This is a genomic window from Vibrio sp. ECSMB14106 (assembly GCF_000972265.1).
Classification (GTDB): domain Bacteria; phylum Pseudomonadota; class Gammaproteobacteria; order Enterobacterales; family Vibrionaceae; genus Vibrio; species Vibrio kanaloae.
Genome location: NZ_LAUM01000015.1, coordinates 1 through 24,318, shown reverse-complemented (window position 1 = coordinate 24,318; position 24,318 = coordinate 1). Strand labels below are relative to the sequence as shown.

Genomic DNA, 24,318 nt, shown 5'->3' with positions numbered 1-24,318 from the left:
ACACAAACCCACAGGGGGAACTGACGCCCTGTGCGGCACAGCTCCCTCTCTAACTCTGGAGAGAGAAATGACTAAATTAAACCGATATGCACTACGAAGCGCGGTAGAGAAGATCGACGGATACTATCTGCCTCGCCCACACGAGCGCAACAAGACTGATGCTTTTGAGCGAGCTAAGCACGATTGCTTAGCATCCTTACGCCAACAGATTCAAAAGATTGAGTCTATAACGTTTGAACAGTTCACCAGTAAAGATTCACGCAAGTAGGGAGTAGTGTCATGACAGAAGTGAATAAAACAGAGCGTACTCCAGAGCAAATTGAACTGATCTGGAAGCACACTCATAAAGATATGAAAGGCGTCTCAAATGGTGTGAAAACCATCGTCTACCCAGCTCCTTATAGCTGTCTCGGAACGGTCGAAGACCTGCCTGAGGATGCGTACCAGGACAAGCTACGCTATGCCCGGTACAAGGAATGCTGTGAGAAACGAGATGAGAAGCTGCGGCCAATCATGGTGGAGCATGGTGTCATCGAGCACTTCGATAGCACAATGCAATGGCGTGACGAGCTCGACGACGTAGCGGTGTTTGCTGGATTTACTCTACAGGGTGAAGCTCTGGAAGCTCTGCTGACGGACGTCAAAGCTGCTGACATTACATATCCCAAAACAGCCGGGCTCAAGTACCTTTGATCTGGCATGTAAATTAACCCCAGGGGGAACAAGCGCCCTCTGGGTACTTGTTTTCCCACAACTAAAAGGTGAAGGAAAATGAAAGCATTAACCAGCCAAGAACTAAATATGGCTTTGGCCGCGTTACGTTGGATGCAGGAGACGATGGAGCAATCGAACCCAAAGGAATTGTCTGATTTCTTTGCAAGACTTACTCATTTTACTGACGAAAAGCCGTTGAGCGGAGAAGAGATCGACACGCTATGCGAAAAGATGTACTCGCTTGACAAACCAACCTTGCAAACTGATATAACCGATCTGGTCGATGGGTTAGGTGATAAAGTCTCGGCCTCGGTTGAGATAGGCAATATCGGTGGTGAGCTTTTGCTAAGTGCTAAAGGCTACTCAGATTGCAACTCTGAGGATAACGTTGGATTTCCATTGTTGATAGAAAACAACGCTGGAAATCTCCAATTGCGGGTTTGGGCTGATATAAATAAAGAAGATCCGACGCATGTGATCTCCTTACAAGGAGCAAAGAATGAGATGCGTCAGGAGTAATGCTCAATGAGCGGTAAGTGTGGGAATATCCCCGCACTTTCCCAAGCATCCTAGAGCAGGATTCTTCGGGAAGTGCCTTTGGCGCTTATGTGCGATAGCTGGTCGCCAAAAACAAACAGTACTTATTGTAACCCGCGTGGGGATAGTCCCTGCCGGGGGCTATCTCCATTCAACATGGAGATGACAATTATGAAAATTGAATCTGTAGTTCGTCTTCCAATGGAAGATTCAGGTTTAGGTCACAATATCGTCCGGTTAAATAACCGAAACGTAGACTCAAAGAGAAAAGATCCTAATCGTTTCTTTCGACGTGAGCCAGTAGTGATCTATAACCCCGATAACGGCACAAAAGTAATTCGATATGTAATGGGCAACCCAGGAACAATGTCGATTACCAAAAATGCTGTTGGTCTTGATTACGATGCCGTTGATGCTCTTGGAGTGAAATTTAAAGAAGAGGTTTCACTGGAAATGCGGAGAGCTCGCTGGTGGGAAATTTACCAGTGGTTCTGGTTCCACCCTGACTTCTCTATTCGCTTATCAATCCGTCTTGGAGTGGTAGGCGCATTACTCGGCATTCTTGGTTTTTTCACTGGGATCACTCCCATCATTTTAGGCTAACGCCTATCCAAAAGCTCAGAAGCTCCAGAAGGGTGCTTCTGAGCCCACTCTAGAAGGAAATAAGCTTATGTATCAATACGATCATAAAAAACGAAATATTATTGTATCGGTTTTGACTGTTGTGGGTAGTTTGTGTGTTTTGGTGCCGCTTTTGGTCGCCATTTCGTTTGACTGGCCCCCGTTACTTACCGATATGGCCGCATGGTTTGAGAATGCAAAACAATATGCAGTAGCGCAGTTCTGGGGGCTCGTATTTGGAGTGCCTTGTTTATACATTGCATATCGCATTTATAATTGGCTGCCGATCATTCCTTAATATTTCAATATCAAACCCACGGGGGTGTATGTCCCTGTGGGGGCGTGCGCCCTCCATACTTTGTACGGAGGATACTATGCAACATCAACTTGACATGCTTGCGTCAGTTTGTGCTGATGAAACACCCGTTATTCATGCGTCTTCATTGATTGCAAAAGGGGATAAATGGGATCAAGTTTGGCAAACACTCAAGGAAGATGAAGAACTAAACTTCCGAGATGCCACTAGAAATACTTGTTTGTCTGAGCTGATTGAAAGTTCAGTACAGGCAATCTACGCAGCTTTGCTAGACGGGTGGACCATGATGCTTGGTTACTCATCTGGCAAGGACTCTGAGACAGTACTGCACCTATTTTTGATGGCTCTGGTAAGGGCAGTTAGAAATGGAGAACGTATTAGCCAACATCATTTTATCCTACACACTGATACCGGGATAGAGAACCCAGAAGTTCGCTGGCTTGCTGATGTGAAACTTGAAGCGTTAGAACGGTTTATTAAGAAAGAAGCGATTCCTCTTAATATCGTGATCGCTAATCCAGGTATTACACAGAGTTGGACTGGAAGGGTGCTTACTGGACGTGGACTGCCTACGTTTTCCAATAGTTCAGCGCGTCAGTGTTCACAGGAACTGAAAATCACATCAGCAAGAAGAGCTAAAGCTGCCTACGTTAAAGACCTTCCTAAGGAGGTTCAAAATAAGGTTTGCTTGATGTTAGGAAGCCGTGATTCTGAAAGCTCTACTCGCGCTGCAAATATTGCCAAATTTGGCGGTTCAGCAGCAAAAGTAGTGAACACTAAGCACGGTGGAGAACTGTATGTGATCAAACACTGGCTGATGTCTGATGTGTGGGATTTTTTATTAAGCTCGGGAGCCGATGCTAAATACCCCTTACCAAGTTATCTAGCGAGTAATAACACTACTGCACAGCTTTACAAAGAAGCAACGGGCGAGTGTGTTATTGGAGCTGCGGAGAAGCGTAAGAGTGAAGCTTGCGGAGCCCGTTTCGGTTGTTGGGCTTGCCAAGCTGTCGGGCTCGATAAGAGTATGCAAAACATGCTGTCTTCTGATGAAGATAAGTTTGGTTATATGGCCGGACTCAATCGTATTCAGAGATATCTAGCAAAGCGGAGGTATGCCTGGGAAGACCGACATCCCATCGGTCGGACAATATACGAGGGGGGGTACATTAAACTCCAACCTGATGTGTATAGCCCGAAATTTCTAGAGCGCTTGTTGCATGTTTGCGTATCAATGGATTATGTCGAGGCTAAGCGAGCTATGGAAGTAGCTGAGAAGTTAAACCTTGGCTTAATTGAAGACACAGCATGGAATCGACGTATGGCCGAACCGCAGTTTCGAATTGTTTCTGAGTCTGCGATCTGCCATATCGACTTTATGTGGTCTTACCATCATTTCAATGACAAGCCGTTCCATGCTCTTGAAATTTATCATCGAGTTTGGACTATGGGAGAACTTGATCTTCTGGAAGATGAAGTACACCAACAAGAAGTCCCGAGAACACCGATACCGAAACCGTTATGGGTAAAGGTTGATAGGTGGGGGGATGGTAGTCTTTTTGATGGTCTATCAGATCCGCTTGCGGAAATGACATACTTTGATGGTGGCGATGACCCACGCGCAGCTAGGGTTATCAACACTAACGATGGTGTCAGACGAGTGGTAAGCTTCGCAGAAGAAAAAGAGGTTGTAGTAGAAGCAGATGCAGCCAATTTTATTCTATGGGAAGAATATCCTCGATTAAGAGAGAAGGTATTATCTGGGATGTACACACCAGGATATGCCGCGCAATTTTACTTGCGATTTGGTGCGATCAGCTTCGCTAAAGGAAAAGGGTCTATGTATCATAAAATGATGCAAAGAGGACAAACTTATCATCAAATGAGACTGTCCGGTTATCAAACGATGGAAGGTGTTTCCTCTCGCCCTGATCTGAAAGTACTAACCGATAAAAAGTACAAGGCGCTGGTGGCTCGAAAGATTAAAGCAAGAATTGCAAAAGTAAGATGGTGGTTGAATCTGGATCTAACGATTCGTGTTCATTTAGTGAATAAAACATTCACTGGGCAATGGATTGAAGATCAACTAAGAGCCGAAGAAGATGCCCAGCAACGTGAAACAAGAAGTCAGTGGTACAACTCACTTCGTGATCAGTTTTGGTTAGCTAGCAACGCATTTTCTATGTTCTTAGAAGTAGAGAAAGAAAGTAAGTCTCGACCAGAGATATACCGCTATTACCAAGCAACGAAGAGCAAGGCAATTGACTTGGTTGCCTCTGCTCATAGTGCCATTGGGCAAGAATGGTTGAGTGAAATCATGGTGGCTATAAAAAGTGAATTTGAGGCAGCAAAACAGTGTCTTGAAGATGGTTCATCATTAACATTCGATGACTATCCGCATTGGGTCCACCAACTGTCCAAAAGACAACCAGAACGTTTGTTACGACACATTTCGCTATTGATAGTTCGTATGAACCGCGTAATCCTTAGCAGAAAGGAACAAGATGCTCTGAAAGATGAAACTCAATTGGCTCTTCCATTAGTGGCTTAGTAAACAAAAACCCCGGCATTTTTGCTGGGGTTTTTTACTTATGAGAACCAAACGCCCTAAAAGGGCAAATAGACGTTTCGTGAACCATTTGGATTGGCGATAGACTAAAAAAAATGTCGGCTTTGCTGACGTTGAAAGGTAGCTGGCCTACAAGCAGCAACTACATTCTGAATGGAATACATTCCATCAGAAATCTGATTAAATATTTCGGTGTCAGGCCGAAAATACACCTCAAGAACAGTCCACAAGGACTCTCACAACTTAACCCACATGGGTACACGGGACCTATGTGGTAACTGTGTACCCTTCAAACTTCATTGGAGGATACTATGTCAAATTCAAACTATGGATTCCTAGCACTTGCTTTGCGTCAACGATTGATAAAACGCTGGTCACTGATGCATTCAGTACAGCCTGAATCAGTCTTGGAGCATAGTGCTACCGTTACGTTGCTTGCTCTTCTCGCTGGTCATGTCGCAAACCAAAAGGGGAACAAGGTCGATCTTGCCAAAATGCTTTCCCACGCAGCACTACATGATGTAGCCGAAGTTCTCTGTCAGGATGTTGTGACGCCAGTAAAAAAGGCTAATGACACTTTGGCGAGGGAGTTCGAGCGACTTGAAAAAGCTGCTGAGGAGCAGTTAATTCACACGCTACCTTTGGAGCTTCAAGGTGCAGTCGCGGAAGCATTTTCACCAGGTGGCTATGAACAGCAACTGGTGAAAGCCTGCGATACCTACGCTGCATATATCAAGTGCAAACTTGAAGTGGCAGCTGGCAATGCGCTGGAGTTCCAAGATGCTCTCGACAAGATGATTGGCGTTGTATCTCAGTTGAAATCTGATTTCCCTGAGATAGAAGCAATAGATCAATGGTTCGGTGCTGGACTTAACTTGTCAGTAGATAAATTGCTGTCATGTAGCGATGACGAAGGTTGCTACATCAAATTTGTTACTGATCAGCGTCCGGGAGAGCCAGATATTCTTGCTGGAAATGAACAATCAGATCTTATTCTGACAGATCTCGAAGGCAAAGAGCTCAAACGAATCAAGCCAACTGCACCTTGGACTCATGAAACACTTTCCATGTTAACCATCTCTTCGGAATGGGCCCGTATGGGAGTTGAGGCATACCTTGGAAAGCAGTGGGTTGGGAGTACCGAAGTATGAATAATAATGACTTCAAACTAGTACAAAGAAATACAGATGAATGGGACAAAATGTGGAACGAATTGGCCCAACATCCATTAAATAATGGCGACGCGGTTTGTGAAGAGTCAGTTACTGGAGAGTGTTGGCAATACATGGGTACGCAAGGTGGTAAGCACAATTTTCGCCACCGCTGTCACCCTAAAACAGGTTGCCGCCAATACCTAGATATCGACGCTGTGACCGTATAAGTAAACCAATCTTTAAACCCTAACGGGGCATCAAAGCCCCTTTGGGGCCTTGGTGTCCCTCAATGACATATTTGGAGGATTCCATGTCAATTTGTGATGAAGCAATGTCTAAGGCCACTAACAAAGGCTATTTAATAACCGCAGAAGGCTGCACTCCAGTCGATATTCCAAAAGAAGACGGATTACAAACTATGTATAAGCTAATCGGCTGTAGCATGGTCCAGAGCTTTGATTGGGAGCTATCGAATGGAAAAACAGTCAGTCTTTATCTTGATGAAGAAGGACTGTTCAGTAGCGGTATCAAGCTCGGTTGTATATTACATGGTGCAGATTCACCTGTTGTAGGCAACATCATCGTGCTGGGTACTCCAGATTACAGCGATGGTGAAGGTTATGACACTTCTGCACCGGAAGACTTTGAAGAGCATCAGTTGATCGCTCGGAAAGGTCTTTTGGACATCTGTGCTTAACTATTAAATCCGAAATCATTAAAACCCTAAGGGGGCACCAATCCCTTAGGGGGAGGTGTCTCCTCAAAAAAACAAGGAGATAGCTATGATTAAAACTCATTTCAATAACCAACTGAAAAAACTTGGCTACCCAGAAGGTCTGACAATCGAGTACAGCCTTAGTTACTGTCAAGGTGATGGTATGAGTTTCTATGGAAACCTCGATGAGGATGATCTAGAGAAGCTTATGCTGCGAATTTATGACCCAAATACAGCAGGTGAAAACGCCGTACTTCGCGTAAAAAACCTTTTGGTTCGTAAAGAAGCATTATCTATGTTGGAAATATTAAGGGAAGCAGATATAGGATGTTGCAGAATGTCGATTGAGCGAAACTCTCATGGGCATCGGTACAGCCACTATAACTGCATGGATCTTTGTCATGAAGTCGATTTTGAAAGTTTCTCTGAGGAGCATTTTGAAGCGATTCGTGCCGCTGGTCTGGTAACAGGTGAAGTGACTGATGAGCACATCACTAGATGGCAAAGCATTTGGAACGACTTTGTGAGTCGTCTCGAACATGACATCAAATCTACATCTCAACAGCTTGAAGCCGAAGGCTATGCGCTGGTGGAAGGTACGTCATACGAAGAAGTTGTTTCCTGGGAGTTTAATACAGCTGACTACACAGTCCAGCTTAAAGAGCATCCCGAGCATGACTTTGATATTGGATGCTGGGACGAAGAGTTAGCATTACAAACAATACAGGATATTGTTGATGGTAAGCAGCGCTATCTGAGGTTGGAAGCTAAGATCCTCGACCGAGAGACGGAAGAGGAACTAGCATCTGAATCTATAGGTGGCCTGGTTATAGATGTTAATGACAGAAGTTATGGAAGTTACCGCCGCGAATTGGTCAGTAATGCCATAGCAGAAGTTCGTAAAATACAGCTCAACAATGCTATATCAGAACATCATCAAATGCAGGAATCGTTAGTTCGTAAAGCGGCCTAACATTTTTACTTAACCCTAGAGGGGGGCTTGCTCCCCTTGTGGGGCAACCCCCTTCGATTTAAATAATTGAAGGAGAAACACTATGGGATTTTTTAGCTGGAAAACGTGTGATTCAAAAGAAAGCATCTCGAATGTATATTCTGGACGTCAAGTTCGCACTGTTTACTTACTACAACCTCATGGTCAGAAACCATTACAGGAAAATGCTTACGAGGGCTATGGCATATTTGGTGGAGTCAACGCCCATGTCTGGCTGGCAAAAGCAAACTTAGATAAGAACATTGCATCTGGAATGGATGACGAAACTTTGCGGATCATAGGGGTTTATCTGAGCTGTGGCTTTGATTTTTACCGAGATAAGAACAAGCAAGTTTATGCTTGTTCAGACAAGGTGATGGTGATAGAAGCTCTTGGCTTGTTTGACTTCCCGATTGTAAAGATAAATGGTTATGATGAAATGTTCACCGTCGATGGAGTATCTGGCACAATGGAACAGCATGAATGGAATGGACGTTTAACAAAGCAAACTCCGCCTTCAATTGCTTATCCTCTGAAATTTTCGTTTAACGAAAATGCGCGATATGAAGCCTATTCGGCATCAGAGTCGTGTGACAAGCAAGGATATTTCTACGATGATTAACAGTGAGGGGCGAAAGCCCCCACTTTCCCTTAGGTGTTATAGAGCACCTAACGGAAAGTGACGAATTCTACTCTCATTGAGAGTGAAGACGCGATAGCTGGTCGCTAAAAACAAACAGCATTCAATTTAAGTGAAAGTTCTCTTTCACCCTTCATAACCCAGTCGGGTACACCAACCCGACATGGGCCAGGTGTACCTGCAAACTGTAGGAGTACACCTATGTCTAACATTGCAATTCTGCAACATCTGCAACAACGTATGCTTGAAATTTCGAATGCGGAAAAACTACCTCTCCATTTCAAATCTAATTTGGAGATTGATGGTAAAGAGCTCGAACGTTTCAAAAGCAATCCAAGCGGTAAATTCGTTTGGTTACTGCGTCCTTCTGGAACTCAAATCGTTCCGGTCGGACTTGGCGTTAATCCCGTTCATATAACGTATTGGATCTGGTCAGAACAAGGACCAGAAACCAAAGCGTTTGTCGTGGATATCAACGCTGGCACCATAGAGAAGATTACTCATGAACAAGCAGAGAGCCTCATTATGATGCCTCCTTGCAAAATCTCTACTCTAATGAGTAAAGAAGAAGTAATCGAGAAAGTAGCTTACGTTCTCCGCGAAGGCGTAAACAGTAAGATTTGGGGAGCTTTTAACCCTCCATCTCTTGATGATTACGCTAAGTGGAATTGGATCGACTGGCTAACTTACTTCAAATCATCAGGTAATCACCTGATGCAATCCTTCTTGGGTAAGGCCATACGCAGAGTTAATGGTCAATAGCCCAAAATCAAACCCCAGCCGGGGAGAGCATCTCCGGTAGGGGAGCCTCCTTGGCTATTTTTTCCCGGTGTCGGGGTTTCCCTAAAGCCCCTGATACGGGGGACTTAGGGAAGCCTCGATGTCGGGGTTTCAGCTAAGGAGAAACACTATGGATAACTCATATTTCTATAAAGCAGACGAAGTTCGTAGCCTCGCTAAGGGTCAATGGCTTTTCATTTTGGCGCATTTAATGCCTGAACTGGAACCAGCACTCAAAAAAGCGGGAAAGTCCCATGTTACATGTCCGTTTCATGGTGGCAAAAAAGACTTCCGTATGTTCAAAGATGCTCACGAAACAGGTGGTGCTATTTGTTCTTGCGGTTCTTGGCATGATGGCTTTGAGCTATTAAACCAAGCAAGAGGGTGGGATTTTGCTGAATGCCTACAGCAAGTTGGTGACTTGTTGATGGCTCCAAAGCATTTCAAGCGTCAGCAAAGCTCCAATAATACAAGTTCACCGCGCCGAGCACAGCAATCTGCTCCGGCAAAAGTGAATAACACCAAATACGATCCAAATCGTCGCCCTAAGTATCAGGGCACTTTAATTGCTCACGGTCAAGCTCCTTACCAGGACGACCCGATAAATGAACCAAGCTATTTTGCTTACATTCGTTTATCAACGGGCAATGAACGTAAGATTTGGGGCGTTGATCTAGAAAGAGCAATCGGAGAATGCGGTGCTGTATATGGTGATGAAGTCACTCTCACAAATTTGGGACGTGAAGCTGTTACCGTAATGCAGCCTGTATTTGAAGAAGGCACTGGAGAGATCATTGGTGAGAAACCAGTTCAAACACATCGCAATACGTGGTTGGTTGAAGTGAAAACTAAGAGTGTTCGTACTGCTAAACCAGAGTCTGTAGCGCAGGCAAAGGTTTCAAACAGCAGCTATGTCTCTCACTCTGCTCCTGGTTCTTATAACGAAGAGTCATGGGCTGATTCAAATGTTCCGACAGAACAACATGAGGATAATCATTCTTCATGTAGCCCTGTTGAGCATCACCAAGAAGCCGTAGTTGAACAAGAACATTCAGAAAGCAAGGTTGTTCCGCTCTTTGCTGAGCAGTCAAAGCCTTGGTTGATGGAACTTCAAGAGGAAATGCAAAAGAGAGCTCAACGCGAACGTGTTTACAATGCTCGCCTTTGTGAAAAAATTGAGAAGATCTGGAATGAATGTTTGCCCTTTAACTGTGCAGCAGCTGAGCCGTTACGTGCCTATTTCGTCAATCGCAAACTTTTGTTTGCACATGATGTAGTAGAACAGACAGACAGCCTGCGATTCCACCCAAGTATGTCCTATTACGATGAAGATGGTAATGAGGTTGGAAAATTTCCAGCCGCAGTACAAGCCATCCGAGACGCGAAAGGAAACTTGGTTACTTTACATCGTACATATCTGACCAAAAGTGGTAAGAAGGCCAAAGTAGAATGCGCTAAAAAGATGATGCCTGTTCCTGATGGATTGAGTGTCACTGGCGGTGCAGTTCGCTTAGGTATGCCAACAGAAGGAGTATTAGGTTTGGCAGAAGGCTTGGAAACAGCATTGTCTGGGTTCCGTGCTACTCACATCCCTACATGGTCCACAGTGAATGCTACTCTTTTGGAAAACTTTGAAGTTCCAGACGAGTTAGACATCCACACTGTCGTTATCTTTGCAGATAAGGATAAGTCGCTAACAGGGGAACGCTCCGCAAATGTGCTGAAATCTAAGCTTGAAAAGCAAGGATATACAGTTCATGTGCTGTTACCTAAGCTGCCCATTCCACCTCGTGCAAAAGGTATAGATTGGAACGATGTCCTGGTAACTCAAGGACAGATGGGATTCCCGCCGATTAGTACACTCCGCGAGTTTATTGCGCGTAGGGCTGGTGCTTATGGGCGTGTATAACCTAGCAGAAGTAAACACTGAGCCAGGTAACGAAGCTACTTGTCCCTTCTCACCTCCTTTGGGGTGGGAAGGTGATGAGAGCGCCTATCTAGAATTGATGCGTCAACGTTACAAAGACAGAAACTTCAACCAATTAATAATTGGAACTGTCTGGTGTTCAAAAAAAATGGACATACATTACTCTGGGCCGTTTGCAGAACAGGCAGCTCAGATTGTTAATAAACTCCGGTAGCATTTTAGCTACCGGACCATCTAATTACTGAGGGGAACCAAACCTGATGGGTCTGTTCGTCTCACCAAAGGAGAATAACTATGGATATGCCGCAACATCTTCGAAACCCAATGGTAGTTGAAGAAGCAATGAAAAAAGCTGAGCCGCTTGCAAAGCAAATGGGGCTTAGTTCTATACCTGACGACATGCTTGAGTTGATCTGTCCGAACTTAACTTTCGCAGGACAATTCACGCCAGGGCTTTACGCAAGATTTCAGAGTGTGAAGCAACTACTGAAATCACTATCGGAACAACACAAACCTAAGCATGGGCATATTGTGAATTTAACGACACAATATGCGAGTTACGAAGAAGCAGTTTTGCTTTTACGTGAAGGTGAAATCAGAGGTGAGAATTTGATAGCTTCTGTGGGTGGAAAAAACCTAGATGATTTCGATATGCGAGATTATGGCATAGCGATGCATGTTGGCTGCGGTGGACCATTTAACCCCATTACTGATAAGCATATTCAAACACTATTCGAGTTCGATATGTTTGAGACTACTTATAACTTTTGGGGAGCTTATTGTGGTAATGGAATGATTGAAGTTAATGTTCCAATGAAGCGATGGTTTTTAACTTTGAATGAATAAATATTAATTTTTCAGTTTAACCCTGGAGGGAGATGTGCCCTCTAGGGGCTCTCTCCTTAAAAACTAAGGAGATAACAATGATTAAGTATATTTTTAACACTTCATTAAGGCAGGAAGTGATTATTGATACCGATAGCAATATTGATGGATATCAATACCACTATATTAATGTTGTTGAACACATTGCTTCTGGTGGAGAGGTTCAAAGGTTTTATCAGGCTGTCGTTGTAACAAAAACTAGTAGTCTTACTTACCACGATAGTTTTGCTACAGACTGGTTTTTGATTAAAAACAATAAACTTTATGTTTGTACTGATGAAAATGGGGAATGTCTTGTTGAATATAGCTCTGAGCATAAAGGCAAAACATTGCCCCTGACTCCTTTTTCCCGAATTGAAATATGTGTAAATAAGAAGGACTCGGCAATTGGATACGCCGTAGCTGAGTTCGCAAAAAGTGTTATAGACAGGGTATTCAATGTCAATGTTGCAAGTATCCCTGTCGTTAACGTGGGATAGTTCAAAAGCGCAGGGGGAAACCCCTCGCTTTCCTAAGCATCCTAAACAGGTTTCTTAGGAAAGTGCCTTGAGCGCTGATGTGCGATAGCTGGTCGCCAAAAATAAACAGCATTAATTCACTTTTTTATAACCCACGAGGGTACATCACCCTCTTGGGGTTGGTGTACCCATTAAAAAGGAGTACACCATATGAACCAAGCACTTCAATTGAACCCAACTCAAGTACGCGAACAAGCAATTGAAAAGGGTATTATCGTTGATTACTCAATTCTCGGTAAGAAGGCTGGATTTTTAACCAACGTAGCTGTTACCCCTGCTCTTGCAAAAGCAATCTGCAAGGAGAATGGTAAATATACCGAGGAAGATTACCTGCTAATGTTTTTGCGTTTATGTGTCGCTCAAACAAAGGTAGCTTTCACTGATAATAAAAACTGGAGAGTCATCCGTCTGTATTACCCTATGCCGATAGATGGATTACTACAGCCGACGGAGGTTGTGATCAAAACAGATTCGATCATGGCTGACGTCACAATAATGCTCGCTCATGAAGAGGGCTCTCATCTGTCGCTATAACAATTAACCGTTGTAGCTCAAACTTAACCCCGCAGGGAGATTCATTCCCTGAGGGGTGAATCTCCTCCCTATTATTTGGAGATTAACCATGTCTAAACCAGGAGTTCAAACTAGAACACCAGAGCAAATACAATTGATCTGGAAGCATACTCATAGAGATATGAAAAGTAACTCAAACGGTGAAAAGACAATACTTTATCCCGCTCCTTATTGCTGCCTTGGTCCAATTGAGGAGCTTCCCGAGGAAGCTTATCAACGCAGATTGAGATATGCGCAATACAAAGAATGCTGTGAGTTGAGAGATCAGATGTTACGGCCAATCATGCAAAAGCATGGGGTTCTTGAACATTTTGAAAGCTCAATGCAATGGCGAGATAGCCATGATGACATCGCTGAATTCGTTGGGTTTGCCTTAAAGGGTGAATCTCTTAATGCTCTTCTAGAAGAGATAAAACGTGCCAGTATTGTTTATCCTAGCCAGGCAGGATTAAAAGGTATCTAACTTGGAGAAATGTATGACTAACCATGTCGAAGTCGTTTCACAGCTTGCAGAGCAGCTAAGTGAATCTAAACAGCAACTACTGCCAGCGATGGCTAAGGTTGTCGTTCAAGCCATTCAAAGTAACGAGAAAACCGACGATCTCTTACAGGTTATTGGCGCTGTGTCTGGTCATGGCTTGAAAGCTGAGGATCTTCTCATCGCTATTCGCAATGAGTTATCCAAGTAATCTACGAGTGTAGATTAGATTATTAACCCTTGAGGGGCCAAGCCCTGATAGGGCTGGCTCCGTATCAGATTCAGGAGCTAAATGAAAAAGAAATATGAAGCAGTCGGTAAATATCTTGCCGTTTTGCTCAGAACCGCAGGTTTGGCCCTGGTGCTTTTTTCAGGGCTAGGTTTAGCACTCAAGAGAGCTGAGGCAATAGACCACCTTCCTATAACCATAGCATTTGGTGTGGTAGGTGCCGCTATGATCGTCTTAGGGGCTGTAATTGTGCTAATATCAACGGTAGATGAATAGGAGGCAACGTATGGAACTCTGGATATGGCTTGGCGGCCTAATCGTTACGATTGCCGCTGTCGGTGTTATCTTTTGGTACGCTGGACAAAAAGAAGGTGATAGCAAGGGCCCAAAGGGTAATCACACCCCAGCTTAGAACTGTCATTATTAGATCAAACAAACCCCATCATTGCTGGTGGGGTTTTTTCGTTTCTACGCATTATTAATCTGCCGAGATTGGGCATTTCCGCGTTAGTTAACTAAGTGTTCTCTGGTGTATAAGTGTAATTCTATAGTAAGGGCGCGAACGTACTTTGTTAAGCTGATGTAAAGAGAACTTTTGCTCTATAATCTTTGTCCCACGTAGCCTTATTCATCTTCCTTGGTACAGACACGCTCCCTTCTGACTTCCTGAAGAGGTTCTGCACAAATCGGCGACAACAAGCCATATTCAATGCCGAGTCCCCAGCGTAAATTCGCTGCTCATCTTCTTTGAAAATAACGTCCAAAGCCCAGTGCTGCTGGTTCTCGATGTGCCAGTGTTTCCTTGTTGCGTTTGAGGCTAACTCTAAAGACAAATGGTCTGTGCAAATGTAGTACGATGTTTCATAGCTTCCTTTCCCTTTGATGCTTCTATCCCTTACCACCGCAACAATGCTTTTTACAACACTCCACTTATCTTTGAGTTCTTCGCTGAAGGAGGAAGGAAGCACGTAAACCTCACGAATCTCTTCTCTTCCATGCCCTTTATCTTCAGTGATATACGATTCCTGTTGTTCTTCTGGCAAAGCCCAATAGTCTTGGAACTGCGCATCAATCTCTGCTAACAAACTTGGCTGATTCAGTTTGACTTGCACTAAGAAATCACCCCCTTTATCAACCACTTTATTCAGTGTTTCAACCTGACAATGAAGCGCATCAGCAGTTAATAAGCACCCTCTGACATCCAAAGCGTCGAGCATGTTTTTTATCGCTATTAGCTCCATACCTTTACCGTCACAAGGTTGATGTGTGAGAGTCAAACCTTCATCTACGTCAAATGCCGAAACCATATAGAGAGGGTGTTCTTGTTTGCTTGCTTTCGCTCCTTTTAGAACCTTCCCATCAACGCTGATTATGGGCTGAGCATGCTTTTCTCTGTGCAAATTGACCCAGCCTACCATCGCTTCCAAGAGCGTCTCTGGTACAACAGTTCTCATTATCGCGGCAATATTATGCCGAGTGGGGAGACCATTGTCGTAGGGGAGATACTCACGCAACCACTCGATATTTCCTTCGCCGAAATCCTTAATATCAGTCCACTTATTTTGACCACAAATCATGGCGGTTATGACCAAGAAAGCCACTTCCATAACAGGATACACTTGGTTGATATGCGAACGGGTATCTTTCACTTTTTTTAGCTGCTCAATGATAATCATGCACGAGTTTCTCATATTTTTAACTTCATGATCAGATCGTGATTACCTTGAAAAGTTCCCAATAAAATAAAGTCTTTTATTTTCAGTGGTTAAAGTTCGATCCCACCCTTATTCTATAGTAGAACCAAGAGTCTTATTATATGGGTAAGTTAGACGACACCGGAGAGTATTTACCTTTTGCAAAGAAGCATTTGGTATTAGGGAAAGATAACGGCGACACAAACATTAGCCTTAAATCAATTTGGCCGGAACCTAATTGGCAAGAATTGTGTGATGATGGTCTGTCAGTTGAAGTATGCGCATATTTATCGGTTTACTATTCTGGTTGGAGGAATAACCCCCGTCCAGCTCAGCCATCTGTCAGTCAAGAGCAATGGACAAACGCATACGAAAAATCACTACTTGTTTTGCAAGAGTTGTTTGAAAACGTAGCTGACAATGATGATGTAAAGTTGCTACCGGAACGATTTCAGAGTCGGATGGGTATCCCTAAGAAAACTGGTAGGCAACATATTAGAGATGTTTACCCATTGTACGCTGTTGGTAGAGGTGAAAATAGAACCTACAAAACTCCGTTTGCCTTGACGCTACGACAATCATCTTTAATTCATTTGCTGCCAAAATTAGGGTGGCCTTATACAATCAAGCCATACAATGTTGACCTATTTCCGGTGGCCTTCGAGGGGGGATTCTACCGACTGTGCTCGATACAAGGAAAACGGTTTGTATATAAAGAAACAGAAGAGTTCCCTAACAAATTCAAAAGTGAAACGGATGCTATAAATGCGTTACGTTGTCACATGAATTTGGATGTATCGCCCTATATCCCCAGAAAGAAAATCGAAACGATAAGAAACATACAGCTCAGCTATGATGTTACACCAGAACAATTCATAAACACGTTCAATTTTAGAGGAGTTCAGTTTGGGAGCTCTATGCCAGACAAAGAACGTCAACTGTTTGTAAACAATAGCTTTTATGCATTTAAGGTATTAGCTCATATATTAGAGATACCAGACGGATGGATAGGGCTTGGAGGACAACTTGGCATAGCTTTCGGCGCAAGGGGGCAGGGGAAAGCAAGCGCCCATTATGAGCCAGACCTAAATATCATCAATTTGACTCGGCGGAGTGGACCTGGTGCAATTTCTCACGAGTGGTTCCACGGAGTTGATGCACTTCTGGCAAGGTCTAGAGGATATGAGGGTAAATTGATCAGTGAGTTTATTACTGGCGTAGACATGGAAAACGCACCTGATAAGTTCAGGAAAAACATTCTCCTTATGAGGAATATCATTACTAAGCAACTTTGCTCTGGTACTAAGTATTTCAATCAATCACAGAAACTGGCAGGCCAGAAGGGAGCGCGAAAATACTGGATAGAAAGAAGCGAGATGTTAGCCAGGGCTTTTGAAGCTTTTGTCCAGGACTCACTTATAAGCAAAGGAATAAGTTGTGATTGGCTTGTTATGGACACTTTACTTTCAGATGTGCCTAAAGAACATCATGACAAGCATCCTTACCCGCAAGGCGATGAACGCAAGAATTTAAACTACTCGATGTTTAATCTAATGAAAGGGATTTGGAGTAATTAGGTTTAGCTTCTTGATAAAAAGTAGTGGAGTAGAGCACCTTTTCTAATCTCCTTTTTTTTAAACTGATCAAGCATATAGAAAAAATCAACATGATCGATACCATACAAATCAAGGAGAGCTAATGCATCAAATAGGTCAATCCCAGTATGACCATTTTCAAACTTGGAAATGAAAGATTGGTTAACACCGATATGGTTGGCCGCGTCAGCCTGAGATAAGTTGCTTTTTTTCCGAAGCTCCTTAAGCAGGTCACAGACAAACTTTATTGTTCCAGAACACCAATAACTGGTGTAATATTAACCTTAAATTCTCTACTTACGAAAATGTACCTTTTCCAAAGTAGAGCTTGTAAAATTTAAAGGTCGAATAGTTTGCGACTCACTTTTCGCGCACGAGTGGCATAAAGTCACGTATAAGCACCTTTTTGAGTGGATAAAAGGAACGATAGCCGTCCTATTCTAAAACCATGATATACCGGGTGGTTTAGCAGTGGCGTTATCCATTTTGGCGAACTCTATTCTACATAGAGTTGTATGTTGGCAAACTTTATTTTACCTATACACTTTTATTTTCATATTTCGGCACAACAAGGTACGGAGGCGGAAAATCGTGTATTTAACTGAAATGGCACTAGTAGCAGCAGTACTTTCAACTCTTGGTTTTGCAGTTACCCTTATACGGCATGTCTTGTTTAAAAGGGAGTTCTATAAACTAAAAGAGGACATGAAAAAACATACTCTTGAGCACGGTGTTAACGAGGAGCTATGGATTTTATTTGTTACGCGGTCACGGAAGATGCTTAGGTTCTGGAGGTAACATATGCTAAATAAAACAAAGTTTGAAAAAGTTCTAAGTAGAGTGATCAGCAAAAACAGCGCTCGTTGCTCAAAGTGCAAGCGAATGTTTACTCAGCCATGTCATACCTTTGGTGGTCTCGATGCAGAGGGCAAAGTTCATAATGTAGCTCTATGCTGTAGAGACTATATTGTAGACATGCGCCATTATGGTGTTTATACAACCCTTCCAGTTAATACAGCAGAAGGTGAACGCCAGGCCAAAGAACTATTAGATTCCCACCCTAAAGACGCAAGCAGATATTCACTGTTCTAGTGAAACAATGAGCAAAACCAAGAATGCACCATACGAACAAAGTGTAAAAGCAATTAAAAAACAGCCAGATACAAAGCTGTTCCACTAAAACAAAGACTAAATCCACTTTATTGTCCCAAAAGAACATTCAAAGAGGAACCAATGTGTAACGGAAAAGTTATTTTTGTTAGCCAGAGAGAGGCTGAGACTATTCACCCAGAGCCCGGAGTAGCAATGATTTCTATCACCGATCCGGGAAAACCTTTAGCTGAACTCGGTTCCTGGGAGCTGATATACAGAGATTCTTTTTTTGATGGAGGCTATAGTGAAGACGCTATCCACATCCATAAAGATGAGTTTCGAATGCGCTATTGTTCTTATATTGATTCTGAACAGGCAGAGAAACTAAAAAATTTCATATCTCAACTAATCTCCTCTGGAGTGAATAAAATCTACGTTCACTGCTATTTTGGTCGTTCACGCAGCGGAGCTGTTGCTAAATACCTGGTGGATCAATTTGGTTTTGAAAGCAATAAACCAATTGAGAGCCCAAATATGACTGTATATAAATTGCTATGTAATCCAGTACGGTTTGAACCCTTGATCCAGCAATATGAACAAGCTGCTAAAGCTCCTAAAGAAGAAAAGCAACCAACAATATCCCAGAAGTTCGTAGATTTATTGATGGTAGCTTTAGGGCTTAAAAAATAACTAGTGAATGTGGCCCCCTACTCTCGATACAACGTGCATGAAAAGAAGAGAAACCAACATGGAATATCACGCTAACAACATAATAACTGCGGAACAACAAGGAGAGCTGATCACCGCAGAACAGATTAAGAGCAGTATAAAAACTAACGCGGCATCAGCCTATTTACTTAGTCTCCGCTCAAAGCTTAGCCGTCAAAAAATGGGTTACTTCCTGAATAATGTAGCCAAAATGACGGGCAACCAAAGCATGTTTCATTGTGACTGGGGGACAATGAGACGCCACCATGTCCAGGGTATTATTGACTTGCTGATTGATGCAGGAAGAGCTCCAGACACCATTAACACCTATCTTGCTGGGTTAAAAGGCGTCGCTCTTGAAGCATGGACAATGAAGCAGATTGATATGGAAAGTTATCACCATATCAAGCAAATAAAGAATGTGCGTGGCGAAAGAATTCCCAAAGGGAGAGCGCTAGAACGTCATGAAGTTGCCCAGCTTTTCAAAGTGTGTGATGAAGACTCACGATGTAAAGGAGTTAGAGATAGTGCAATTTTTGGGGTGCTTTTAGGCTGCGGTTTAAGGAGAAGTGAAATAGTGGCCCTAGATCTAGGTCATATAAATTGGCGAGAACAAGCAATTACAGTTATGGGTAAAGGTAATAAAGAACGATTGGCCTTTATGCCCGACGGAACGCTTCGAAGATTAAAATTGTGGGTTAATGATGTTCGAGGTGAACAGCCTGGGCCTCTTTTTCCAAGAATTCGACGACATGATGATGTACAAGACAGTCGAATGACAGATCAGGCAATCTACGAAATCTTGAGAACTAGACGAATGGAAGCTGGGTTAGAGCATTGCTCTCCTCATGACTTGCGTCGGACTTACGCGAACGACTTATTGGAAACTGGCGTTGATATCATGACCTTAAAGGATATGATGGGACATGCTAGCGTTACTACCACTCAAAGGTATATTCGCATCAAAGATGAGCAAATGCGAAATGCAAGTAAGAGGTTGGTAATTTAACATGCTCGTATCATTTCTGACATGGTTTTTAGTTGGTTTGCTGCCCATTGTGCTGGTGGTCATTATTCAAAACCTTATTGGAAAGTTGTTAACCCCTATTGCACTTCGCAATAAAGCCAGCCGGGGGGTGTACTTAGCTACAGCAGCTATTGGAGTGCCTATTCATGAACTCAGTCATGCTATTGCGGCGTTCCTTTTTCGGCACCGAATAACCAAAATAAAGTTTTTTGAATACACAGCTGGGCATGGCCGCTTGGGATACGTCGAGCATCAATGGAACGTGTTGTCACCGTTGCAAAATGTCGGGCTTTTCTTTATTGGTATTGCTCCTTTGATAGGAGCTGGTGCAGTCATATACTTAACTACAAAGCTAATGCTTCCAGGCTTATTGGATACGCTGGCTTGGCGCATAGTAGAAATTCCTATGGGAGTAACGGGCGATCCAGTCAAAGATGCTTTCTATGCTGTGCAGTACGGCATTTCTGGTGCTGGTATTGCGATTCTTTCCGTGAGCTCGGAGCCTCAGTTCTGGCTCTGGATGCTGATCAGCAGCGTTGTGGCGTTTCACTCGACACCAAGCAAAGCTGATATGCAGAGCGCATGGAAGGGAGCGATAGCCGTAGGAGTGTTATTAACGGGGATTGTCTTCATTTTCGAGGCTTATTATCCACTAACCGAAATGGTGGTTGGTTATTGGCTTTACAGTGTATCTATTATGTCTGCCACAATTGTATTTTCTATGCCTTGGTGGGTAATATTGCTGATGATCGCTATGGTTTCAAAACGCTAGCTCTCTGTTTTTTTAGCTGTTCTCTCAAGCAAAGCACTTTGGCGGAGTATTGCCAACACATCAGCAACCGTCATTTTCCATCCCATAGCAAGACGTCGAATGATAAATGAACCTAATTCAGTACGTTCTTGCGGATTAAACAAACACTGTTTAACCTGCCCTGCTTCTGATAAGGATAGTGAAACCCCTTCGGGTCCATTATGTTGTAATTTGAAACCTTTGTTACGCTTAGAACCGTGATAAGCCCCCTCAGATAAACGAGCAAGGCCGAACAGTACCTGAGTAAAGCTGGTAAGCTCATACCTTGTCAACTGGACGGAAATTTTTTCCTGCCAGTTTGCATCAGTGCCAAGAAGTGGCGCAATCTCGATTGTGACCGAAGGATATTCATCCTTTTGGGTCTCTGTATACTGGAACTGAACTACAACACGCTGGTGTTTGTTATAGATTTTAAAAGCTTCACCAAACAATTTAGTTTCGCTCATAACTAATCTTTCACCTCAAGTTGCGACAATTTTTTCTTTGTACTGATATGAGCTTTGCGTTCGGAATTCAAATCAGATTCAAGTTTGCTTTTTGCTTTTGAAGTGGCCGCGTGAGCTGCTTTTTCGGTATCGAGAGCTTCGCTAATTGTCTCCAGTCGCCCCAACCCTTTCTCTGATTGCATAAGCCGCTCTTGAAGATGGTTAATTCTATCCTGAGTTGTTTGATACGATTCTTTCTCTGCTTTTAAAGATTCACGGAGTGCTTCATTTTGAGCACTTATAGTCGCGTTTTGTGTTTCTGCTTGGGTGAGTTTTTCGCGGATATCTTTTAACTCAGAGCGTAGTTGTTCACGGTTAGATTGAGCCTCTTCTACCAGCTTACTGCTGTCCTCAAGACGCATCTCCGCTTTGGCTAAGTCTGTGGTTAATCGGTCAATCTGAGTTCGATGTTCAACAATCACCCTACTCTTTTCTTCTAGTTGATCACGCAGTGTCTGTTCAGTAGTAGTCCAAGATGATTTGGCCGCTGCATGTTGTTCGCTATGTTCCTGTGCCAACTGTTCTTTCTTTTGAACTTCAAATTGAAGGCGCTCTATTTTGCTTTCAGCATCAGCTAAGGCAGAAAGAGCCTCTGCTTCGGAACTTTTAGCAGCACGTAGCGTTTCTTCAAAGCGAGATTCAATAGCAGTTTGAAACCTGCCCATCTCTTTCATAAATGAGTCAGCAAATGCATCACTGAATCCCATTGATTCCATTAAATGAGCCTGGGATGCTTCGAGCTCTTCACGCCACTGCCTAACAAAGCCTAGAGCCGTTCCTTTGGAACCTCTGCCAAGTTCTGCGATCACTCGATTGCCGCTTATCTTTTCTCCGGAAGCATGTAGACGGTCACAGACCCCTTTTACGTCTGAATAAGTCAATGCAGGACTTTGTTGCCGCTTTTCCATAATCATTTCTCTTCAAAAAAATCAAGTATACCGTCAATAGTATGCCAAATACGGTACAGTTACAAACAAGTGTACCTTTAACATGTTAGAATTGAATGGCAGTACAGTTTGATTGTTTTGCATCCAGATAAATAATCATAACATACTGATATTTAAGGATATTACTATGATTTAAATCGAGAATGAACAGGTTGTAAGGTGTACCGATTACTGTACTTTCGGTACACCAGTTCTAAACCAACTCTTTAAGTGCGAGGTGTTGTGATAAATGAGAAGAAAAAGTGGTGATTATCCACAATTGGTAAATGACTTAGTAATCAATACATTGTTACACCTTTATATGGAATGTAGCGATACACGTCGGTTTGTGCCTCTCCATCGTAAGTGTTCACCAAGCCCCTATTGACAGAAAAAGTGTGACATTCAGCACTTGATCCATTCTTGGCTATTGAGTGATCATTCCAGTGCTTCATCCTGTTTGTTATGAGCAGAAAGAAAACCCCTAAATATCAAGAGAAACCGCCCGTAGCCTCTGACCTTAACGAAGCAAACGCACTGATTGAAGAGTTGTGGAAACAGTTGCGCCACCTTACCGATAAACAAGCTACTAACTCCAAAAATTCATCGAAACCACCTTCGTCTGATAACCCTAAGGACAAGCATGAGCGAAAAAAGATCAAAGCTCTGGTGGTTGCAATTCGAGAGGAGCTAAAGAAGGCCACACAGGGCATCAACGAAAACTCTCACGACTGAAAGCAACGGATATAGTTATCGATTGTTTTCCTGAAGTGTGCCCTTGCTGTGCCCAGTCTGATATCGATGTTCAAGGTGGCCCTTACTACCGCCATCAGGTCTTCGATATTCCAAAACCCACTGTCGATATCACCGAATACCGTTTATTTTCAGGTCAATGTCGGCACTGTAAAGAAACCGTCAAGGCTCAAAAGCCTGACGATGCATCGCAAGGGATTATAGGGCCGCACTTATTAAGTTACATTGGAGTTCTTGCCGGGCAATATCACCTCAGTGTTCGGAAAATCCAATCTCTACTTAAAGAACAGCTTGGCACAACCTTTTCGGTCGGCGCGATTAGCGAAGCGCAAACGAAGGTCGCTTCAATGCTAACGCCATTGCATCAGGCGATAAAACAAGCGTTAAAGAAAGCGACTTTGATTCATGCTGACGAAACCTCTCATCACCGAAATGATGAAACGAGCCTTCGTTGGTGTTGGTTAGTGGCCAGTGATGACCTTGTCTATGAACAAATACTCTATTCACGTTCAACCTCCTCAGCAAAAAAAGTCATCGATGAAGACTATGCAGGCATTGTGGTTAGCGACCAATGCCCAAGCTATAACTGGATAGCCGCAGATCGTCATCAGTTATGTTGGGCACATGTGAAGCGCAATCTTCAGTAAATGGCGGATTATAGTGGCGGTGGCCACACCGCTTATATTGGCAAACACCTTTGTTTGCTGACGAACGCCATTTTCCATACTCGGCACCGTTATGAGCAAGGTGAATTGGATTATTCACGGTACTTGCGGCGAATGCACAGGCTACAAAAATCGTTCGATCATTGGTTGAGCAAAGGGACAGGTGTGATGGTCAAGCGGTATAGAGGGCGATGCAAGTTACTACTCAAACATAGAGAGAGCTTGTGGGTTTTCCTCAAGAAAACGTCAATCTCCTTAACCAATAATGAAGCTGAGCGATGTATTAGAGGTTTTGTCATTCAAAGGAAAATTAGCTTCGGAACGACCTCGGATGCAGGTGATAAATTCCGAAGTAGGATACATACCCTCATCGAAACCTGTAAAAAGCGTGGCTTATCGGCAATGTCAGTGTTGAGTGAAATCATCACGGCTGTTGTGACGAAGAGACCGTACCCAAACGTTTTTGATCTATAAACTGCATATGTTTCTTCAGATCTGGTAAGTCAAGATACCTCGGTGAACGCTTACTCTCCATCAGCGAAATGCGATTGTTATGCGTTATCTGAAATCCTTACTCAAAAAAGCAGCATACAAGGAGACAAGAAAAGATATTAAAGCTCTTATTTACGCTGGGCAGAAAGGTGACAAGTTGGAAGAGCAATTGTGGAGGCTCAAATCTCTTGTTAATAATTATGGCAATGATGTTGAAAAGTTTTACGGATTCCTCAACTTAATTGAGAGTTCGTTAGCTATTTACAGTGAGTTATTTAAAGAAAATACTGCTGTCGTTTCGAATAGAGTTTATTTGTTAGCTGATGTCGGTGGACAACAAAGTTTGTAACTCTGACGATAAAGTTCGCCACTTTTACAATAATTATAAATAGTTCGTTACATGTAACTGTAGCTAACCTTCTG

Annotated in this window: 29 protein-coding genes and 2 pseudogenes; 27 read left to right on the top strand and 4 right to left on the bottom strand. The window is 43.1% G+C overall.

All coding sequences use genetic code 11. The annotated features are described in order from the left end of the window. Positions 1–67: 67 nt before the first annotated feature. The 20 genes from WR49_RS12050 (at position 68) to WR49_RS21710 (ending at position 14,059) form a co-directional block, all read left to right on the top strand. Positions 68–268 (top strand): hypothetical protein, encoded by a 201-nt coding sequence (locus WR49_RS12050; protein WP_046224174.1) that lies wholly within the window; start codon positions 68–70, stop codon positions 266–268. Between the two features lie 11 nt (positions 269–279). Beyond that, complete coding sequence (locus WR49_RS12045; protein WP_014386763.1) at positions 280–693, top strand: hypothetical protein; 414 nt, start codon at positions 280–282, stop codon at positions 691–693. A 78-nt stretch (positions 694–771) separates the two neighbouring features. Next, complete coding sequence (locus WR49_RS12040; RefSeq protein ID WP_046224173.1) at positions 772–1,233, top strand: hypothetical protein; 462 nt, start codon at positions 772–774, stop codon at positions 1,231–1,233. A gap of 189 nt (positions 1,234–1,422) precedes the next feature. After that, on the top strand, positions 1,423–1,854 hold the full coding sequence (locus tag WR49_RS12035) for a hypothetical protein (protein ID WP_014386765.1): 432 nt from the start codon (positions 1,423–1,425) through the stop codon (positions 1,852–1,854). Positions 1,855–1,921: 67 nt separating this feature from the next. After that, entirely contained in the window at positions 1,922–2,170 is a 249-nt protein-coding gene (locus WR49_RS12030) for a hypothetical protein (RefSeq protein ID WP_014386766.1), read from the top strand. A gap of 76 nt (positions 2,171–2,246) precedes the next feature. Continuing rightward, positions 2,247–4,739 carry a phosphoadenosine phosphosulfate reductase gene (locus tag WR49_RS12025; protein ID WP_046224172.1) on the top strand — a complete coding sequence of 831 codons (2,493 nt, stop codon included), beginning with the start codon at positions 2,247–2,249 and terminating at the stop codon, positions 4,737–4,739. Between the two features lie 329 nt (positions 4,740–5,068). Beyond that, entirely contained in the window at positions 5,069–5,908 is an 840-nt protein-coding gene (gene yfbR / locus WR49_RS12020; protein WP_082082767.1) for a 5'-deoxynucleotidase, read from the top strand. After that, the gene (locus WR49_RS12015) at positions 5,905–6,138 is read left to right on the top strand and encodes a hypothetical protein (RefSeq protein WP_014386769.1); all 234 of its coding nucleotides are present in this window, start codon (positions 5,905–5,907) and stop codon (positions 6,136–6,138) included. Before yfbR ends, WR49_RS12015 begins: the two co-directional genes overlap by 4 nt. A gap of 83 nt (positions 6,139–6,221) precedes the next feature. Next, positions 6,222–6,608, top strand: coding sequence for a DUF3846 domain-containing protein (locus tag WR49_RS12010; RefSeq protein ID WP_014386770.1), 387 nt, complete (start codon positions 6,222–6,224; stop codon positions 6,606–6,608). Between the two features lie 85 nt (positions 6,609–6,693). Further along, the gene (locus WR49_RS12005; RefSeq protein WP_052715027.1) at positions 6,694–7,599 is read left to right on the top strand and encodes a hypothetical protein; all 906 of its coding nucleotides are present in this window, start codon (positions 6,694–6,696) and stop codon (positions 7,597–7,599) included. A gap of 82 nt (positions 7,600–7,681) precedes the next feature. Then, positions 7,682–8,239: a hypothetical protein gene (locus tag WR49_RS12000; RefSeq protein WP_014386772.1), complete on the top strand. Its 558-nt coding sequence runs from the start codon at positions 7,682–7,684 to the stop codon at positions 8,237–8,239. Positions 8,240–8,458: 219 nt separating this feature from the next. Beyond that, a complete protein-coding gene (locus WR49_RS11995) occupies positions 8,459–9,019 on the top strand; it encodes a hypothetical protein (protein WP_014386773.1) in 561 nt (186 codons plus the stop codon). Positions 9,020–9,167: 148 nt separating this feature from the next. Continuing rightward, positions 9,168–10,946 carry a DUF7146 domain-containing protein gene (locus tag WR49_RS11990; protein ID WP_041154738.1) on the top strand — a complete coding sequence of 593 codons (1,779 nt, stop codon included), beginning with the start codon at positions 9,168–9,170 and terminating at the stop codon, positions 10,944–10,946. Between the two features lie 312 nt (positions 10,947–11,258). Next, a complete protein-coding gene (locus tag WR49_RS11980; protein ID WP_046224170.1) occupies positions 11,259–11,810 on the top strand; it encodes a hypothetical protein in 552 nt (183 codons plus the stop codon). A 77-nt stretch (positions 11,811–11,887) separates the two neighbouring features. Further along, complete coding sequence (locus WR49_RS11975; protein WP_046224169.1) at positions 11,888–12,328, top strand: hypothetical protein; 441 nt, start codon at positions 11,888–11,890, stop codon at positions 12,326–12,328. Between the two features lie 189 nt (positions 12,329–12,517). Continuing rightward, the gene (locus tag WR49_RS11970; RefSeq protein ID WP_046224168.1) at positions 12,518–12,901 is read left to right on the top strand and encodes a hypothetical protein; all 384 of its coding nucleotides are present in this window, start codon (positions 12,518–12,520) and stop codon (positions 12,899–12,901) included. Positions 12,902–12,989: 88 nt separating this feature from the next. Continuing rightward, positions 12,990–13,403: a hypothetical protein gene (locus WR49_RS11965; RefSeq protein WP_046224167.1), complete on the top strand. Its 414-nt coding sequence runs from the start codon at positions 12,990–12,992 to the stop codon at positions 13,401–13,403. Between the two features lie 13 nt (positions 13,404–13,416). Beyond that, positions 13,417–13,629, top strand: a complete 213-nt coding sequence (locus WR49_RS11960; protein WP_046224166.1) for a hypothetical protein — start codon at positions 13,417–13,419, stop codon at positions 13,627–13,629. Between the two features lie 81 nt (positions 13,630–13,710). Beyond that, a complete protein-coding gene (locus tag WR49_RS11955; RefSeq protein WP_046224165.1) occupies positions 13,711–13,923 on the top strand; it encodes a hypothetical protein in 213 nt (70 codons plus the stop codon). A 10-nt stretch (positions 13,924–13,933) separates the two neighbouring features. Then, positions 13,934–14,059 (top strand): hypothetical protein, encoded by a 126-nt coding sequence (locus WR49_RS21710; RefSeq protein ID WP_017086067.1) that lies wholly within the window; start codon positions 13,934–13,936, stop codon positions 14,057–14,059. Between the two features lie 160 nt (positions 14,060–14,219). Here the strand turns inward: WR49_RS21710 and WR49_RS11950 are convergent, their stop codons facing one another. Then, a complete protein-coding gene (locus tag WR49_RS11950) occupies positions 14,220–15,323 on the bottom strand; it encodes an ISAs1 family transposase (protein WP_046224164.1) in 1,104 nt (367 codons plus the stop codon). Between the two features lie 140 nt (positions 15,324–15,463). Here WR49_RS11950 and WR49_RS11945 point away from each other — a divergent pair, with 140 nt between their 5' ends. Then, positions 15,464–16,918 (top strand): LPD1 domain-containing protein, encoded by a 1,455-nt coding sequence (locus WR49_RS11945; protein ID WP_046224163.1) that lies wholly within the window; start codon positions 15,464–15,466, stop codon positions 16,916–16,918. Positions 16,919–16,920: 2 nt separating this feature from the next. Here WR49_RS11945 and WR49_RS21795 read toward each other — a convergent pair whose 3' ends face one another. After that, positions 16,921–17,166 carry a helix-turn-helix domain-containing protein gene (locus WR49_RS21795; RefSeq protein ID WP_443083164.1) on the bottom strand — a complete coding sequence of 82 codons (246 nt, stop codon included), beginning with the start codon at positions 17,164–17,166 and terminating at the stop codon, positions 16,921–16,923. Between the two features lie 571 nt (positions 17,167–17,737). Between WR49_RS21795 and WR49_RS11935 the strand changes: the two genes are divergently transcribed. The 4 genes from WR49_RS11935 to WR49_RS20810 all read left to right on the top strand — a co-directional run bounded on the left by WR49_RS11935 (position 17,738) and on the right by WR49_RS20810 (position 20,535). Further along, positions 17,738–18,028, top strand: coding sequence for a hypothetical protein (locus WR49_RS11935; protein WP_046224161.1), 291 nt, complete (start codon positions 17,738–17,740; stop codon positions 18,026–18,028). A gap of 141 nt (positions 18,029–18,169) precedes the next feature. Continuing rightward, a complete protein-coding gene (locus WR49_RS11930) occupies positions 18,170–18,718 on the top strand; it encodes a dual specificity protein phosphatase family protein (protein ID WP_014386789.1) in 549 nt (182 codons plus the stop codon). Between the two features lie 58 nt (positions 18,719–18,776). After that, complete coding sequence (locus WR49_RS11925) at positions 18,777–19,745, top strand: tyrosine-type recombinase/integrase (RefSeq protein WP_089204968.1); 969 nt, start codon at positions 18,777–18,779, stop codon at positions 19,743–19,745. Between the two features lies 1 nt (position 19,746). Continuing rightward, the gene (locus WR49_RS20810; protein ID WP_052715026.1) at positions 19,747–20,535 is read left to right on the top strand and encodes a hypothetical protein; all 789 of its coding nucleotides are present in this window, start codon (positions 19,747–19,749) and stop codon (positions 20,533–20,535) included. Here WR49_RS20810 and WR49_RS11915 read toward each other — a convergent pair. Beyond that, entirely contained in the window at positions 20,532–21,020 is a 489-nt protein-coding gene (locus WR49_RS11915; RefSeq protein WP_046224160.1) for a hypothetical protein, read from the bottom strand. The genes WR49_RS20810 and WR49_RS11915 overlap by 4 nt on opposite strands. A gap of 2 nt (positions 21,021–21,022) precedes the next feature. After that, positions 21,023–21,973, bottom strand: coding sequence for a DNA-binding protein (locus tag WR49_RS11910; RefSeq protein ID WP_156155670.1), 951 nt, complete (start codon positions 21,971–21,973; stop codon positions 21,023–21,025). Positions 21,974–22,450: 477 nt separating this feature from the next. Between WR49_RS11910 and tnpC the strand changes: the two are divergent. Together tnpC and WR49_RS11895 are read left to right on the top strand one after the other, a co-directional pair. Further along, a pseudogene (tnpC, locus tag WR49_RS11900) lies at positions 22,451–23,877 on the top strand (IS66 family transposase). 64 nt (positions 23,878–23,941) lie between these two features. Then, a pseudogene (locus tag WR49_RS11895) lies at positions 23,942–24,244 on the top strand (DUF2913 family protein); the annotation flags it as partial. Between the last annotated feature and the right edge of the window lie 74 nt (positions 24,245–24,318).

What these genes read in the sequence shown, in the direction of transcription:
- WR49_RS11990 (WP_041154738.1), top strand. Translation starts at nt 9,168, where the DNA reads ATGGATAACTCATATTTCTATAAAGCAGACGAAGTTCGTAGCCTCGCT.
- WR49_RS12030 (WP_014386766.1), top strand. Translation starts at nt 1,922, where the DNA reads ATGTATCAATACGATCATAAAAAACGAAATATTATTGTATCGGTTTTG.
- WR49_RS12025 (WP_046224172.1), top strand. Translation starts at nt 2,247, where the DNA reads ATGCAACATCAACTTGACATGCTTGCGTCAGTTTGTGCTGATGAAACA.
- WR49_RS11975 (WP_046224169.1), top strand. Translation starts at nt 11,888, where the DNA reads ATGATTAAGTATATTTTTAACACTTCATTAAGGCAGGAAGTGATTATT.
- WR49_RS11950 (WP_046224164.1), bottom strand. Translation starts at nt 15,323, where the DNA reads ATGATTATCATTGAGCAGCTAAAAAAAGTGAAAGATACCCGTTCGCAT.
- WR49_RS11925 (WP_089204968.1), top strand. Translation starts at nt 18,777, where the DNA reads ATGGAATATCACGCTAACAACATAATAACTGCGGAACAACAAGGAGAG.
- WR49_RS11915 (WP_046224160.1), bottom strand. Translation starts at nt 21,020, where the DNA reads ATGAGCGAAACTAAATTGTTTGGTGAAGCTTTTAAAATCTATAACAAA.
- WR49_RS12040 (WP_046224173.1), top strand. Translation starts at nt 772, where the DNA reads ATGAAAGCATTAACCAGCCAAGAACTAAATATGGCTTTGGCCGCGTTA.
- WR49_RS12050 (WP_046224174.1), top strand. Translation starts at nt 68, where the DNA reads ATGACTAAATTAAACCGATATGCACTACGAAGCGCGGTAGAGAAGATC.
- WR49_RS12045 (WP_014386763.1), top strand. Translation starts at nt 280, where the DNA reads ATGACAGAAGTGAATAAAACAGAGCGTACTCCAGAGCAAATTGAACTG.
- WR49_RS11980 (WP_046224170.1), top strand. Translation starts at nt 11,259, where the DNA reads ATGGATATGCCGCAACATCTTCGAAACCCAATGGTAGTTGAAGAAGCA.
- WR49_RS11955 (WP_046224165.1), top strand. Translation starts at nt 13,711, where the DNA reads ATGAAAAAGAAATATGAAGCAGTCGGTAAATATCTTGCCGTTTTGCTC.
- WR49_RS12015 (WP_014386769.1), top strand. Translation starts at nt 5,905, where the DNA reads ATGAATAATAATGACTTCAAACTAGTACAAAGAAATACAGATGAATGG.
- WR49_RS11995 (WP_014386773.1), top strand. Translation starts at nt 8,459, where the DNA reads ATGTCTAACATTGCAATTCTGCAACATCTGCAACAACGTATGCTTGAA.
- WR49_RS12005 (WP_052715027.1), top strand. Translation starts at nt 6,694, where the DNA reads ATGATTAAAACTCATTTCAATAACCAACTGAAAAAACTTGGCTACCCA.
- WR49_RS12035 (WP_014386765.1), top strand. Translation starts at nt 1,423, where the DNA reads ATGAAAATTGAATCTGTAGTTCGTCTTCCAATGGAAGATTCAGGTTTA.
- yfbR (WP_082082767.1), top strand. Translation starts at nt 5,069, where the DNA reads ATGTCAAATTCAAACTATGGATTCCTAGCACTTGCTTTGCGTCAACGA.
- WR49_RS11965 (WP_046224167.1), top strand. Translation starts at nt 12,990, where the DNA reads ATGTCTAAACCAGGAGTTCAAACTAGAACACCAGAGCAAATACAATTG.
- WR49_RS11910 (WP_156155670.1), bottom strand. Translation starts at nt 21,973, where the DNA reads ATGATTATGGAAAAGCGGCAACAAAGTCCTGCATTGACTTATTCAGAC.
- WR49_RS11930 (WP_014386789.1), top strand. Translation starts at nt 18,170, where the DNA reads ATGTGTAACGGAAAAGTTATTTTTGTTAGCCAGAGAGAGGCTGAGACT.
- WR49_RS11945 (WP_046224163.1), top strand. Translation starts at nt 15,464, where the DNA reads ATGGGTAAGTTAGACGACACCGGAGAGTATTTACCTTTTGCAAAGAAG.
- WR49_RS11935 (WP_046224161.1), top strand. Translation starts at nt 17,738, where the DNA reads ATGCTAAATAAAACAAAGTTTGAAAAAGTTCTAAGTAGAGTGATCAGC.
- WR49_RS12000 (WP_014386772.1), top strand. Translation starts at nt 7,682, where the DNA reads ATGGGATTTTTTAGCTGGAAAACGTGTGATTCAAAAGAAAGCATCTCG.
- WR49_RS11970 (WP_046224168.1), top strand. Translation starts at nt 12,518, where the DNA reads ATGAACCAAGCACTTCAATTGAACCCAACTCAAGTACGCGAACAAGCA.
- WR49_RS12010 (WP_014386770.1), top strand. Translation starts at nt 6,222, where the DNA reads ATGTCAATTTGTGATGAAGCAATGTCTAAGGCCACTAACAAAGGCTAT.
- WR49_RS20810 (WP_052715026.1), top strand. Translation starts at nt 19,747, where the DNA reads ATGCTCGTATCATTTCTGACATGGTTTTTAGTTGGTTTGCTGCCCATT.
- WR49_RS11960 (WP_046224166.1), top strand. Translation starts at nt 13,417, where the DNA reads ATGACTAACCATGTCGAAGTCGTTTCACAGCTTGCAGAGCAGCTAAGT.
- WR49_RS21710 (WP_017086067.1), top strand. Translation starts at nt 13,934, where the DNA reads ATGGAACTCTGGATATGGCTTGGCGGCCTAATCGTTACGATTGCCGCT.